This window comes from Serratia sp. ME47 (genome assembly GCF_903970925.1).
GTDB classification, from domain to species: Bacteria; Pseudomonadota; Gammaproteobacteria; order Enterobacterales; family Enterobacteriaceae; genus Serratia; species Serratia ureilytica.
Genome location: NZ_CAJCKE010000003.1, coordinates 229,570 through 242,662 on the forward strand (window position 1 = coordinate 229,570; position 13,093 = coordinate 242,662).

Here is a 13,093-nt window from a genome sequence, read left to right on the forward strand (position 1 = left end):
AGGCATATGCTGTATATATATGCAGTAATTAAGCATCGGAGGGAAAGAGTGCAAGCAGTGGATGAAGTGGTTGTTTTAGAAAGAATTGAACTCATCGCCCGTCTGGGGGGTTGTTATGAGAGCCAAACGAAAGATAAAGATATTGCACTGATATGGATTTCTGAATTAGCAGAAATAATGCGTGGAAATATTCTGGTTGAGGATGTTAGCTTGAAATGCAACTAACTACCTTTTCCATTATTTAATTTTTACTAGAAGGTGCGCTTTATGCGCACCTGTTATCTCCTTAGTTCAGCCTTTTAGATTTATCAACGTTGGAAAGCTTATAATTCCAGCTTGTCCTAAAGCTGAAATGGTGGTGAATAGTGTTAGTATGGATATAACAATGGTCAAATATATCATGTTCTTTTGTTGTTTTATTGCTTGTTGGTGTCGTTGTTCTTCTTGAATGTACTTAGTATATGTTTCCAATGCCTTTCCAGTAACTTTATAATTAAAGTTATTGATGACTATTACCTCACCTCCGGAAATGAAAGACTCCAAATATAACTGTATAGTTTTCATTAACCTATCTTTATCCGGATGCAGAATCCAATGTTGGTTGAAATGTAGGGATAATATTGCAATCTTATCTTTCCCCTGATAATTATCACCAGATGATATTCTATCTTCGATTAACATGTCTAATAACTTCATTCTGTTGGCAATAACTAACTTCTTTCTGTAGAATAAATATAGGGATGTTTTATTTACTATGTTGGAGATAAAAATCCTTATGCACCTAAGCATAATTGTTTTATCAATGGCATATTTAATGATGTCATCATATTCTAATATGTGACCTTTATAATAATGAATTATTTGATGTTGCATAGTGCTAAGGTGTTTAATATGTACTTGCTTGTTTTTTTTCTGGCCAAAATCATCCCATTCAAAGACACTTACCTCATTATTTCCCGCAACATCATTAAGTAAGTAGTTTTTATCCTCCTTAGGATAAAATCTTACTTCGTAAAGGTCATAGTGCTTTGATTTTTCCGACGATAGGGATAATCTATCTGGTGTTTTTTTTCTTACAAAAACTGATATGTAATGATTAAGCAACCATACAGAGATTATTTTCTTTATTTTTATCCACATTGACTTTTACCCCAAGGTCAGATTCTGAAGTAATTATTTTATATTTAGCCTTTAATGAAGGCGAGTACTTAAAGCCATAATCCAGTATACAGTATGATATGCATGTACTAGGTGCATGAAATCGCATGATGATCCGGTGTGACTTTTACCCTCGCAGCGCCAGCACTGGCGCGGATCGTGTTGGATTATGCAACTGCATTAAAAGCGATACATGAAGCGGGCAGGCGAGGCGGGGATAGCATTGCGCGTTGTTCATAACAATACTAATTATTATGGATGATAGAGTTAAGTTGCATTAATAAACGTGGGAAATAAATAGCTTTCTAATTATGTATGTGTTTTTTGTAGTGGTAATGAGGGAGGATTCATGATAATGATGGATGTAATGTAAATTATTTATAACGGATTATCTAGAATGGCAAAGGTACAACTACATTTTGATGGCGATATAGCGCCAAACCATCAGGTTTCGCTTCGTACTTTAGCAAAATCATTTACGCACTTACAAAGTTCTCTTGATCGTGCTTTTTTAGAAATGCACGATGGTTCTCTAAAAAAATATGCAAAAATGCATCATTCATATTACGAAGAAGTAGAGTTGCTTGTCCAAGAGCCAAGAGAGGGGGGGTATATAATAGACTTCCTTACTCAGAATGCTACTACAAAAAAAGTAATTGATAGAGTTATGCAGGCAATTGATGATGCGGTTGATGATGCTAAAAAAGATGCTAGTAATAAGGCTGAGAGTATTGAACGCTCGGTTGAAACTCGAAAGGCTCAACTTGATTCTGGTGTTGTAAAAGCAAAAAGCTACCAAAACCTCTTGAATTCACCGGATAACTTAGCAGTACGACGATATGGCGATAGAGCTATAGTTAGAGAAATTGATCAAATACTATCAATTATTCGCTCTTCACATTCAGGGGATAGTACTCTGGAATTTTATTTTGAAGGGAATAAAACTGCAAAATTTGAGTTTGATAAACCTAAAGCAACTGCATTTCATAAGGTTATTACGCAGAAGAAATTAGGTGACCCAGTGTTGTATAATGTAACGATTTCTAAAATGGATCGCTATAATAATAGTGCTAAGATAGTTAACACTAATAATAATTCAATTGCAAATTTATTTTTTACAAAAAAAAGTGATTTCCAAGAGGCAGTGTCATTTTTTGAAAGTGAAACTTCGATGCAATTTATTGGTTGCCCATATATAGAATATGGTTCATATGACCCGATGTCAGGTGATGTTTATTTTGTTAGGTTGGCATAATGGAAGAGTTAGCAAAAACAATACAGCAAAAATATATTGATGAATTGGTGTCAAAATACCCAATGCATCGTTTTTTAATATTGTTTTTATTAATGTTATCTATTAATTCTTGCTGGAATTATAAAACGCCATTATTACAATCATTTGATGTTGTAAAGGTCGGGTTTATCTTTGACTTTAAATCGGGGCTAATTGCTAACATATCAGTGTTACAACTGATAATTTGTATAGCACTTACTACTTTTTTGGGGCGGCTATTTGAGTGGTTGAATAAAAAAACGTTCAGTTTTATGATACAACGACATGATATAGTTAAACTCACTGTAGAGCTAAAAAATAAATATCAAAATCTGAAATCTAACGATGAACTTGTTAATTATTATCTCTCAAAAGATCTTTCTTCTGATTTAGATAAGCAAAAAATAAAGATGAAGTGTTTAAGTGTAAACATTGAATACATTATGGCAGTAATATTATCAATAATTATTGGCATGAATGTTAATATATGGCATGAATACTGTGTTGGTGTTTTTTTGATCGGCGTTGTTGTGTTCTTACAGTTCAGGCTATTTTTGTTTTACATAAGGAATTTTATTCCATTATATGTGGCTGAGAAAGTATTGCAAGGTGCGGATGTGGAGTTAGTTGCCCCGTGAGGAGTAGTCGCATTTGAATTTAGTGTGGGAATTATTAAATGAAAGAAGATAATAATAAAGAAGTGATTAACATTGCTGATTATACCATTATTTCTAAGAATTTCCAGAACATAATTGGAAATGAAAATATTATCAACACCCTCGCGAGGGTTTCTTTGGCGGCCAATGAGATTAATCGATTAGCAAATCATGATAAGACTATTTCTGCTATTAGTAAGATGGCTGGTGATGTGAGCTTAATAAATAATGAGTTATCTCGGTATGTCAAAAGGAATAATGTTTTTGAGAGATATTTTTCAACCATGTCTAATGTTGAGAGTTATTCTCGACGAATGTTTGATTTGATTGAGAGGTTTACTAAAAATCAAGGTTACAAACAAATTTCAAGTCAAATAAACTCCAGTATCCATGATGAGGTTTTTGACTATGAGAAAATGTATGAATCGCTCGCTAAAATAATGCCGCAGCAGAGCATGATTAGCTATATAGAGGCATGGTTAAAAGAAAACTCCTTTGTGAGTACCAAGGGAGCTGATTATGTACCTATTCCCAAAATTATAAGTGATAGGATCGAGGAAACCTATAGCATTTCAGATGTTGAATTAGCAACTTATCAAGATGAGTTGGAAAAACTTGATGAGGTTGATAGCGAAAGTAAACTAATTTTATTTCTAGATAGTATCCCCAAAAATTTAAAATTTTACATTATTCTTGTGATGGTATACTTTTTGGCTCCTATCTTAAGAGACACGACGACCGGTGTTGCTGTTAATATTATTACTGAAATAGTACAAGGTTATTTGTCAAGTGAAAGCGGAAACGATAGTGAGAAAATAAAAAAAATAAAATCATTGCCACTGACAAGTATTGATAAATCAAACGTGCGATTTATTACTAAGAACTTCGTTAACTTAAGAGATGGGCCATCAATAAAACACAATGTAATTGACGAGCTGGTTTTGGGGCAAGTTGTCTCTGTTGTTTCAAAAAATAAGAACTGGATAGAAGTTGAAGTAAAGTGTGAAGATGGTCAAGCAGTTACTGGATGGGTGTTTACTCGTTATACGGAAAGGTTTAAGTATTGAGGTTTTTCAAGGCCACTTGCTTGTGGCCTATAATTTTATTTTAGGTCGTATTTTGAAAAATTTATTATGTTATCCCCTAGAAAATAATTTAACTCTTTTATCCTTTCTTGTAATGGTATTAGTTCATTTCGTACAAATACTTGACTCGCCTTCTCAATATCCCCAAACCCGCCAGTATTATTCGGAATAATCCCCATCATCTGAGGCGGCACGCGGTGAGCACTCAGTAAATCATCTCGAGTAGCATTTTTGATATTGAAGAAATCATCTTTGGTAGCGACTTCACTCAGCGGCAAGATTTTAATGCCATCGGGCTTGCCGTTCGGTGTGTACATAAACAAATTGCGGAAGTTGCCCAACCCCTTTGTATCTCGCATTGCTTGACGCATTCTGTCGACGTCGCTGGTGCTCTGCGCTGCGTCGGTCATATATATAAAGAATGTAACCCGCGTGCGCGCCATTCTGGTAATACTTGCGGCGGAACAGTGTCGCCGCTTCATTCAGCCACGCTGAATTCAACGCGCTGAGGTACTCCGGCAAGCCGTAAAGCTCTTGGTTAATATCTGGTTCAATCAGATGGAACACACTACCCGATGCAAACTGGTGCGGCTCTTTCCAGTCTTGCACAAACCAATACGTATCAGGTACAACGTCCCGGCGGGTGTATTTTGCCGGTGAACACTGCAGGTGCAGTGGTTCTCCGAGTCGATTTTTCCTGACCTCTAAAAAGGCGTTACCAAATACCAGATAATCCAGCGCATAGCGGCTAAACTCCTGCTGACTTAACAGCCGGTGCGGGATAAACGTTGACGCTAAAATGTTGCGCTTAACGTACATCGGCGAGCTGTGATGCACAGCGGCGCGCACGCTACGTGCCAACCCATCGAAGCTGATTGGCGGCTCGTACCACTTGCCATTGGTCGTGCACTCGATGTAATCCAGAATTTCCCGCTTATCCAGCACAGCCGACGACTCGCCAAAGGTGAAAGCCTCAAAATCCTGCTTCTGCTCTGCTGCCGGGGCTGATGCCGGGGTGGTAAATGCCTTGCGGCCTTTGCGCTTGCTCATCAGTAAAACTCCAAAATGTTCGGGCTGCTGTGGCCGCTGCCTGCGGTCAGCGGTTCGTTTAAGAGGGCGTGCATGATTGCCCACGCGACATCGGCGTGGCTGGCTTCTTCGCTGCGGCTGGCGGTCTAGGTGGAGCGCGCGCCGCTGGCGGTCATGGTTTTGCGGATCGCCATAAAGGCAGCGGTGATGTCGGTGTGGCTGGTGTCGTATTCCAGACAGCCGCGCCCGATGGTGTCTTTTGCCTTCAGCACCATGGCGGTTTTGATTTCCGGGGTGTATTTGATTTCCCGCGCGGCCGGGAAGAACTCGCGCACCAGCTGGAAAACACCTTGGCCGACGGTGGTCGCATCGATGCCGATGTACTCCACGCAATATTTTTCGGTAAGGTCTTTAATCTTCTGGGCCTGAGCGGCAAAGTTCATGCCCTGCCACTGGTGGCGCTCGATCACGCGGAACTTGCCCCTGGCCACCATTGGCGGCGCGATCACCGCGCACCCGGCGCTGTCGCCGCCGTTGGCTTCCGAGGGGTCGTAGCCGATCCACACCGGGCGATAGCCAAACGGCCGCACGGCGTAAGGATCGACCATGCAGCCTTTCAGCTCGGCGAACGGGAATACCGACGCGGTATCGTCCACAAATTCACACATCAGCAGGTTCTGATACTCTGCCGGGCTGTATTCGAGCGACAGCTGATCGAGGAACAGGTTACAGCCGCCGGTCAGCGCATCCTCAACCATGACAATCTGGCGCCATTGCCCATCGCCGCACAGCACGCCTTTTGACAGGTGGCTGTGACTGAGGTCGAGCTGAACGTGATCGGCTTTGCTGCGGCGCCCCTTGTTGAACAGTTCCCCTGGCCAGAACGGATAAGCGGAGTGCGCCAGACTCGACGGCGTGGAAAAGTAGGTAGTGCGCCACCGCTTGTGCAGCGACATCCCGCTGGCGACTTTGCGCAGCTCCTGAAACTTCGGTATCCAGAAATACTCATCCAGATACAGATTGCCGGTGTAGCTCTGCGCGGTGCGCACGTTGGTGCCGAGGAACATCAGGCGGGAGCCGTTCGGCAGCACCATCGGATCTCTTAGTGGGAACACTAAAGAGCGTTATCATCAATGCCAAAACATAAATTGCAGTTGTACTTTTGTGACGTTGGAATCTATTCAGCGGCAGATCGTATCACCGGGCAAAGTTGATATCGCTCCGCCACACCCAACCCGAAGCAATCAGGGAACACTTTGGATTTAACAAGAAGCCTGCGAAAGCAGGTTTTTTTATGCCCGTAAAATGGCTGTCGCCACTTTGTCGCCACAGGGTAGTTATGTGCTTTGTGCGGCATTGTTTTATAAGGATATTTTTTCAAGGCAACAAAAAACCCGATAATCTTGAACCTAAAAGGCGGGATTATCGGGCTCCACAAAATGGGGACATCAAAGAAAAGCAGTGGCACTAATTCAGACTGCGGCCCCCAACGAAAGTTCTGGCCGGCGACAAAAAAATCAAAATATTTTTATCGCCGATCCATCTCTCTCGCTAATCGATCAGCCGAGTATGCCCGGCCATAGCACCACGATGAGTGAACCCGCCAGCGTTAACAGCACGTTAGCGATGGCGTAGGTGCCGGCGTAGCCCAGCGCCGGGATGTTGCTGCGCGCGGTATCGCTGATGATCTCCATCGCCGGTGCGCAGGTGCGGGCGCCCATAATCGCGCCGAACAGCAGGGCGCGGTTCATGCGCAGCACGTAGGCACCGAACAGGAAGCAGATAATCACCGGCACCAGGCTGACGATCAGCCCGGCGATCAGCATCTGGCCGCCGACCGCGCCCAGGCTGTGGCCGATGCCGGCGCCGGCGCTCAGGCCTACGCCCGCCATAAACACCATCAGGCCGAACTCTTTCACCATGTTCAGCGCGCCCTGCGGAATGTAGCCGAAGGTCGGGTGGTTGGCGCGCAGGAAGCCGAGCATGATGCCGGACATCAGCAGGCCGGCGGCGTTGCCGATGCCGAACGAGAAGTTGCTGAACTGTATGGTGATCTGGCCGATCAAAAGGCCGATGATGAAGAAGGCGCAGAACGCCAGCAGATCGGTCACCTGGCTGTGAATCGAGATAAAGCCAATTTTCTCCGCCACGCTCTTCACCCGGCGCGCGTCGCCGCTCACCTGCAGCACGTCGCCTTTGTTGAGCACGATGCTGTCGTCGATCGGCATTTCGATCTGGCTGCGGATCACGCGGTTGAGGAAGCAGCCGTGGTCGGTCAGCTTCAGCTGGCTCAGGCGTTTGTTCACCGCGTTGCTGTTCTTCACCACGATCTCTTCGGTCACGATGCGCATGTCGAGCAGATCGCGGTCAAACACTTCCTTACCGTTGCGGAAGCTCGGATCCAGCCGCGCGTGGGCGTCCGGGTAGCCGACCAGCGAAATCTCATCGCCCACCTGCAGCACCGCGTCACCGTCCGGGTTGGCCAGAATGCCGTTGCGGCGGATGCGTTCGATGTAGCAGCCGGTCTGGCGGTAGATGCCCAGCTCGCGCAGGTTCTTGCCGTCGGCCCAGGCCACCAGCTCGGGGCCGACGCGGTAGGCGCGGATCACCGGCAGGTAGACCTTGCGCTGGCTGTCGGTGTCCAGGCCGCGTTCACGAGCGATTTGCTGGGCGGAGGTGGACAGATCCTGGTGCTGCAGCTTCGGCAGGTAGCGCGCGCCAAAAATCAGGCTGACCAGACCGATCAGGTAGGTGAGGGCATAGCCGAGGCTCAGATGATCCTGCGCCGCCAGCAGCGCCGGGCCGTTGACGATGGTGTTGCGCAGCGTATCGCCGGCCCCCACCAGCACCGGCGTGGAGGTCATCGAGCCGGCCAGCATGCCGGCGGTCAGGCCGATGTCCCAGTGGAACAGCTTGCCGAGACCGATGGCGATCACCATCGCCGAACCGACCATCACCAGCGCCAGCATCAGGTAATTTTTACCGTCGCGGAAGAAAATCGAGAAAAAGTTAGGCCCGGCTTCCACCCCGACGCAGAAAATAAACAGCATGAAGCCGAGATTCAGCGCCTCGGTGTTAATGGCGAAGTGTTGCTGGCCGAGCAACAGGGAAACCACTAAAACGCCAATGGAATTACCGAGTTGGACGGAGCCCAGACGGAGTTTACCGAGGCACAGCCCCAGCGCGAGTACCACGAACAGTAACAGAATGTAGTTACCGTTTAACAAACTAGCGACGTTTATGTTCACGGAGGATAACTTATTGTTTACCAGTAAGTGCTTGATATAGATAACTATAAGAGATAAATTCAGCCTTAAAACGACGTCATAAATCACCACCAGCAGAAAGCGAAGCGAACCATCGTTCGGCAGCGTTCATTCTAGACGCTATGACCGATGACAGCCAGCACAGAAAGCTGATTTCCTGCGCCGCCGTGCGCATTTAACTCTCTTTTGGCCAAGGAAAAAATTCGGTTCAGCGTCACCTCACGGGTGGCTGGGCTGATTTCTATTGATGCGGTAATTGGGCGGGGGAGAATTCGCATGACGAGTTATCGATATTGGCTGGGCATTCTCAGCTGTTTTCTGTTGTTCAACCTGGTGTTTCTCGGCCAGCAAACCGGCCTGTTCGGCAGCACGGATCATGAGCACCACGGGGAAACCGGCCTGCTGCTGTTTGTGATCCCCGGCGCGATCGCCAGCTATCTGTCGAGCCGCAAGCGGCTGCTGTGTCCGCTGCTGGGGGCGCTTTATGCCTTGCCGCTCTGCCTGCTGATCCGTCACTTCTGGCTGACGCCGTCCTATTCGTTCTGGCAGGAGCTGGCTTACGCCACCAGCGCGGTGTTCTGGTGCGTGTTCGGCGCGATGCTGATGCTGTTCGCCCTCGGTCTGTTGCACACGCTCCAGCAGCTGCATCGGCGGCAGCGGCAATAAAAAAAGGCGCGTTAAGCGCCTTTTTTGTCGTTCAAAAACTTACTGGAACAGGTTCAGGTGTTCTTTAGCGTAAGCTTCGAAATCGGTGCAACCGCCGATGTGCTTCTCGTCCAGGAAGATCTGCGGAACGGTTTCAACCGGTTTACCGACGGTTTTTTCCAGATCGGCCTTGGTGATGCCTTCCGCGTGGATGTCAACGTAACGGAAGTTGAAATCGTCGCGTTCTTCAGTCAGTTTTTCCGCCAGTTCTTTAGCGCGGACACAATAAGGACAGCCAGGACGCCCGAAGATTACTGCAAACATGCAACGCTCCTTAATTGGATTTTCAAAAAATTGTTCGCTACCGCAACGACATCCCGTCACCGAAAAAGTCATTACCTGCGTCAGATGGCGCCTACTATGCCCGTTGAGGCGGTGAAAAAAAAGCAGGAATTACCTGTTAATCTGATTCATGTAACCAATTAGTCTGCCGGGGCTGTCGTCGTCGACGGGAATTCACTACACTGGGGGCAGACCTTCTGGAGAAGAAAAATATGCGTTCATTCGGTGACTTACCGCGCCCAGTGCTGGTGTTGGAAGGGCTGGGCATCGTGATGCTGGTATTGGCCTACCTCAGCATTCACGGGCACCTGCAGCTGCCGGGCTGGCTGGCGTCGCAGCAGGCGGCGGTCGGCATGATTTTCCTCGGCGTGGCGCTGATGGTGCCGGCGGCGGCGTTTCTGGTATGGCGCGTGGTGCAGGGGTTCGGGCCGCTGATGCGCGGCGGCCTGCCGCCGGAAAACGATCGCCGCAAGCCGCAAGATGCGGACGCATCGAAAAATCATCAGGACAGCGATCCGCGCGCCTGAGCGCCGCGGCCGCTAACCCGCCTGCGGGGCAGGCATTGGCCTTTTGGGGTGACGAGTGAAAATTGCCATTCTTTCTCGCGACGGATCGCTCTATTCGTGCAAGCGGCTGCGTGAAGCGGCGGAAGATCGCGGGCACAGCATCGATATCATCGATCCGCTTTCCTGTTATATGAACATCAACCCGGCGGCGCCGACCATTCACTATCGCGGCCGTCAGTTGGAGCGTTATGACGCGGTGATCCCGCGCATCGGTTCCGCCATCACCTTTTACGGCACCGCGGTGCTGCGCCAATTCGAGCTGCTCGGCAGCTACCCGCTCAACGAATCCGTGGCCATTACCCGCGCCCGCGACAAGCTGCGTTCGCTGCAACTGTTGGCCCGGCAGGGTATCGATCTGCCGATCACCGGTTTCGCCCATTCACCGGACGATACCGGCGATCTGATCGAACTGGTCGGCGGCGCGCCGCTGGTGGTCAAGCTGGTGGAAGGCACGCAGGGCATCGGGGTGGTGCTGGCGGAAACTCGCCAGGCGGCGGAAAGCGTGATCGACGCCTTTCGCGGCCTGAACGCCCATATTCTGGTGCAGGAGTACGTGCGCGAAGCGCAGGGCCGCGACGTGCGTTGCCTGGTGGTGGGCGGCCGGGTGGTGGCCGCCATCGAGCGGCAGGCGAAGCCCGGCGAGTTTCGTTCCAACCTGCACCGTGGCGGCAGCGCCCGCAAAGTGACCATCACCGCCAGGGAGCGGGCGATTGCGGTCAAAGCGGCGAACACGCTGGGGCTGGACGTCGCCGGGGTGGATATCCTGCGCGCCGAGCGCGGCCCGCTGGTGATGGAGGTCAACGCCTCACCGGGGCTGGAAGGGGTGGAAACCACTACCGGGCTGGATATTGCCGGCATGATGATCGAATACATCGAGCAGCGCGGCCGGCCGGGGTTCCGCCTGAAATCGGGCGGCTGACGGTACGCGCGTTGCGCTTTTCCCGCCGAGCAATATCTTAATTAGTGAATTAAGCCGCATTGATCGTGGCGTATCGGGTGAATATTCCGTAAGCTATGCGCCTTTTCGCGTTTTGAATATTGTGAGGCTGGTTATTATGGATTCACTCATTGTCCCCGATTTGGCGCTGTTGCGGCGCTGGCTGGATCAGTCGGGCATTTCTTTCTTTGAGTGCGATTCCTGCCAGGCGCTGCACCTGCCGCACATGCAGAACTTCGACGGTGTGTTCGACGCCAAGATAGATCTGGTGGACAACGTCATTCTGTTCTCCGCGCTGGCCGAGGTGAAGCCGACCGCGCTGATCCCGCTGGTGGCGGACCTGAGCCAGATCAACGCCAGCTCGCTGACCATCAAGGCCTTTGTCGACATTCAGGACGACAACCTGCCGAAGCTGATCGTCTGCCAGTCGCTGAGCGTGGCGGTCGGCATCACCTACGAGCAGTTCACCCACTTCATGCAGCAGGGCGAAGAGCAGGTCTCGATGGTGATCCTCGAGGCGCGGGCGAACGATCTGCTGTTTATGGGCGACGAAGAAGAGATCCCCGCTGGCGCCGTGCGTCAGCCGATGCTGCACTGATCCTCGCTGTACCTTAAGCATGCCGTCGCTCCGGCGGCATGCTGCCGTGACTCCCCTCCGCAATTAAATATTCTGCACTTAGGCCTCTGCCGCCCGATCTTTCTCGGCTTTTACGCCGTTAATGCCGTATCACATAGAGAAAAATTGCATAAAAAATCGATAAATGGCGTTTTTTACCCTGGGGGCTGGCGGGTTGCGATGGCAGCGGCTATGCTGCTGATTCTGCAAAGGGCTTGCGATTTCCCTTGTAACCACGCGAGCAGGGCAGTGCAAAAAGGCGCATGCAATCATATGCATAGCCATTCATTTCGCGGTTGCAACGATTGCGCTCAATCAGGAAAGGTTTTGTATCGCTGCAGATACAAGTTCAATTCTATGATTTACCCTGTTTTGGAGGAAGTTACGGATGGTCACCCAACGTAAAAAGTGGTTATCGGGTGTGGTTGCCGGTCTGTTGATGGCCGCGTCCGTCACGGCGTCAGCCGAAGAGAAAACGCTGCACGTGTATAACTGGTCCGACTATATCGCGCCGGATACCCTGGCCAAATTCCAGAAAGAAACCGGTATCAAAGTGGTGTACGACGTCTTTGACTCCAACGAAGTGTTGGAAGGCAAACTGATGGCGGGCAGCACCGGTTACGATTTGGTGGTCCCTTCATCCAACTTCCTCGAGCGTCAGTCGCAGGCCGGCATTTTCGAGCCGCTCGACAAGAGCAAGATCCCCAACTACAAAAATCTCGATCCCGAGATGCTGAAGCTGGTGGCGCATAACGACAAAGACAACAAATACGGCATCCCTTACATGATGGTGACCACCGGCATCGGCTATAACGTCGACAAGGTGAAGGCGGCGTTGGGCAAAGACGCGCCGGTCAACAGCTGGGATCTGATCTTCAAGCCGGAAAACCTGGAGAAGCTCAAGAGCTGCGGCGTCTCCTTCCTCGATGCGCCGAGCGAGGTCTACGCCACCGTGCTGCATTATCTGGGCAAAGATCCCAACAGCACCAACGCGGCGGACTACACCGGCGCGGCCAACGATCTGCTGCTGAAGCTGCGGCCGAACATCCGCTATTTCCACTCTTCTCAGTACATCAACGATCTGGCGAACGGTGACATCTGCGTGGCGATCGGCTGGTCCGGCGACGTGATGCAGGCGGCCAACCGCGCCAAAGAGGCGAAGAACGGCGTGAATGTGGCCTATGCGATCCCGAAAGAGGGGGCGCTGACCTACTTTGACATGTTCGCCATGCCGGCGGACGCCAAAAGCAAGGACGCCGCCTACCAGTTCCTGAACTTCCTGCTGAAGCCGGACGTGATGGCGGACATCAGTAACCACATTTACTACGCCAATGCGGTGAAAGATTCCACGCCGCTGGTGAACGCCGAAGTGCGCGATAACCCGAACGTCTATCCGCCGGCCGATTTGCGCGCCAAGCTGTTCACGCTCAACGTGCAGTCGCCGAAGCTGGACCGTGTCATTACCCGCGCATGGACTAAAGTTAAAAGCGGGAAGTGATGATGGGGGAGCCCCCCATCGT

At 49.6% G+C, this 13,093-nt stretch carries 13 protein-coding genes and 2 pseudogenes; 10 read left to right on the top strand and 5 right to left on the bottom strand.

What is annotated here, in order from left to right:
* The first annotated feature begins 57 nt into the window (after positions 1 to 57).
* On the top strand, positions 58 to 225 hold the full coding sequence (locus H7A77_RS05035) for a hypothetical protein (RefSeq protein ID WP_255443854.1): 168 nt from the start codon (positions 58 to 60) through the stop codon (positions 223 to 225).
* A 66-nt stretch (positions 226 to 291) separates the two neighbouring features.
* On the opposite strand, the gene H7A77_RS05040 is transcribed toward H7A77_RS05035, so the two are convergent.
* Entirely contained in the window at positions 292 to 1,140 is an 849-nt protein-coding gene (locus tag H7A77_RS05040) for a hypothetical protein (RefSeq protein WP_182073892.1), read from the bottom strand.
* Positions 1,141 to 1,555: 415 nt separating this feature from the next.
* Here H7A77_RS05040 and H7A77_RS05045 point away from each other — a divergent pair, with 415 nt between their 5' ends.
* Genes H7A77_RS05045 through H7A77_RS05055 form a run of 3 tightly spaced genes read left to right on the top strand, consistent with a single transcriptional unit; the run spans position 1,556 to position 4,154 of the window.
* Positions 1,556 to 2,413: a hypothetical protein gene (locus H7A77_RS05045; RefSeq protein WP_182073893.1), complete on the top strand. Its 858-nt coding sequence runs from the start codon at positions 1,556 to 1,558 to the stop codon at positions 2,411 to 2,413.
* On the top strand, positions 2,413 to 3,069 hold the full coding sequence (locus H7A77_RS05050; protein WP_182073894.1) for a hypothetical protein: 657 nt from the start codon (positions 2,413 to 2,415) through the stop codon (positions 3,067 to 3,069). The genes H7A77_RS05045 and H7A77_RS05050 overlap by 1 nt, the downstream gene beginning before the upstream one ends.
* Before the next feature lie 38 nt (positions 3,070 to 3,107).
* The gene (locus tag H7A77_RS05055) at positions 3,108 to 4,154 is read left to right on the top strand and encodes an SH3 domain-containing protein (protein ID WP_182073895.1); all 1,047 of its coding nucleotides are present in this window, start codon (positions 3,108 to 3,110) and stop codon (positions 4,152 to 4,154) included.
* A 35-nt stretch (positions 4,155 to 4,189) separates the two neighbouring features.
* Here the strand turns inward: H7A77_RS05055 and H7A77_RS05060 are convergent.
* Both H7A77_RS05060 and H7A77_RS05065 read right to left on the bottom strand, forming a co-directional pair.
* Positions 4,190 to 5,222, bottom strand: a pseudogene (locus tag H7A77_RS05060) (phage portal protein).
* Positions 5,222 to 6,301 (bottom strand): annotated as a pseudogene (locus H7A77_RS05065) (terminase large subunit domain-containing protein); the annotation flags it as partial. The pseudogenes H7A77_RS05065 and H7A77_RS05060, both read right to left, overlap by 1 nt.
* On the opposite strand from H7A77_RS05065, the gene H7A77_RS05070 reads away from it, so the two are divergent.
* Positions 6,252 to 6,467 (top strand): ogr/Delta-like zinc finger family protein, encoded by a 216-nt coding sequence (locus tag H7A77_RS05070; RefSeq protein WP_182073896.1) that lies wholly within the window; start codon positions 6,252 to 6,254, stop codon positions 6,465 to 6,467. The pseudogene H7A77_RS05065 and the gene H7A77_RS05070 overlap by 50 nt on opposite strands.
* Before the next feature lie 293 nt (positions 6,468 to 6,760).
* Here the strand turns inward: H7A77_RS05070 and H7A77_RS05075 are convergent, their stop codons facing one another.
* The gene (locus H7A77_RS05075) at positions 6,761 to 8,449 is read right to left on the bottom strand and encodes an aspartate:alanine antiporter (RefSeq protein ID WP_004938680.1); all 1,689 of its coding nucleotides are present in this window, start codon (positions 8,447 to 8,449) and stop codon (positions 6,761 to 6,763) included.
* Positions 8,450 to 8,743: 294 nt separating this feature from the next.
* On the opposite strand from H7A77_RS05075, the gene H7A77_RS05080 reads away from it, so the two are divergent.
* Positions 8,744 to 9,133, top strand: a complete 390-nt coding sequence (locus H7A77_RS05080; RefSeq protein ID WP_033642521.1) for an inner membrane protein YbjM — start codon at positions 8,744 to 8,746, stop codon at positions 9,131 to 9,133.
* 39 nt (positions 9,134 to 9,172) lie between these two features.
* Here H7A77_RS05080 and H7A77_RS05085 read toward each other — a convergent pair whose 3' ends face one another.
* Positions 9,173 to 9,436 (bottom strand): GrxA family glutaredoxin, encoded by a 264-nt coding sequence (locus H7A77_RS05085; protein ID WP_004938676.1) that lies wholly within the window; start codon positions 9,434 to 9,436, stop codon positions 9,173 to 9,175.
* A gap of 230 nt (positions 9,437 to 9,666) precedes the next feature.
* On the opposite strand from H7A77_RS05085, the gene H7A77_RS05090 reads away from it, so the two are divergent.
* The 4 genes from H7A77_RS05090 to potF all read left to right on the top strand — a co-directional run bounded on the left by H7A77_RS05090 (position 9,667) and on the right by potF (position 13,071).
* The gene (locus H7A77_RS05090; protein ID WP_033642522.1) at positions 9,667 to 9,981 is read left to right on the top strand and encodes a YbjC family protein; all 315 of its coding nucleotides are present in this window, start codon (positions 9,667 to 9,669) and stop codon (positions 9,979 to 9,981) included.
* 55 nt (positions 9,982 to 10,036) lie between these two features.
* Positions 10,037 to 10,939 carry a 30S ribosomal protein S6--L-glutamate ligase gene (gene rimK, locus H7A77_RS05095; RefSeq protein WP_033642523.1) on the top strand — a complete coding sequence of 301 codons (903 nt, stop codon included), beginning with the start codon at positions 10,037 to 10,039 and terminating at the stop codon, positions 10,937 to 10,939.
* 136 nt (positions 10,940 to 11,075) lie between these two features.
* The gene (locus H7A77_RS05100; protein WP_004938666.1) at positions 11,076 to 11,555 is read left to right on the top strand and encodes a YbjN domain-containing protein; all 480 of its coding nucleotides are present in this window, start codon (positions 11,076 to 11,078) and stop codon (positions 11,553 to 11,555) included.
* Positions 11,556 to 11,961: 406 nt separating this feature from the next.
* Positions 11,962 to 13,071 (top strand): spermidine/putrescine ABC transporter substrate-binding protein PotF, encoded by a 1,110-nt coding sequence (potF, locus tag H7A77_RS05105; RefSeq protein WP_033642524.1) that lies wholly within the window; start codon positions 11,962 to 11,964, stop codon positions 13,069 to 13,071.
* Positions 13,072 to 13,093: the final 22 nt, after the last annotated feature.

What these genes read in the sequence shown, in the direction of transcription:
- H7A77_RS05090 (WP_033642522.1), top strand. Translation starts at nt 9,667, where the DNA reads ATGCGTTCATTCGGTGACTTACCGCGCCCAGTGCTGGTGTTGGAAGGG.
- H7A77_RS05045 (WP_182073893.1), top strand. Translation starts at nt 1,556, where the DNA reads ATGGCAAAGGTACAACTACATTTTGATGGCGATATAGCGCCAAACCAT.
- H7A77_RS05080 (WP_033642521.1), top strand. Translation starts at nt 8,744, where the DNA reads ATGACGAGTTATCGATATTGGCTGGGCATTCTCAGCTGTTTTCTGTTG.
- H7A77_RS05055 (WP_182073895.1), top strand. Translation starts at nt 3,108, where the DNA reads ATGAAAGAAGATAATAATAAAGAAGTGATTAACATTGCTGATTATACC.
- H7A77_RS05100 (WP_004938666.1), top strand. Translation starts at nt 11,076, where the DNA reads ATGGATTCACTCATTGTCCCCGATTTGGCGCTGTTGCGGCGCTGGCTG.
- H7A77_RS05085 (WP_004938676.1), bottom strand. Translation starts at nt 9,436, where the DNA reads ATGTTTGCAGTAATCTTCGGGCGTCCTGGCTGTCCTTATTGTGTCCGC.
- potF (WP_033642524.1), top strand. Translation starts at nt 11,962, where the DNA reads ATGGTCACCCAACGTAAAAAGTGGTTATCGGGTGTGGTTGCCGGTCTG.
- H7A77_RS05050 (WP_182073894.1), top strand. Translation starts at nt 2,413, where the DNA reads ATGGAAGAGTTAGCAAAAACAATACAGCAAAAATATATTGATGAATTG.
- H7A77_RS05040 (WP_182073892.1), bottom strand. Translation starts at nt 1,140, where the DNA reads ATGTGGATAAAAATAAAGAAAATAATCTCTGTATGGTTGCTTAATCAT.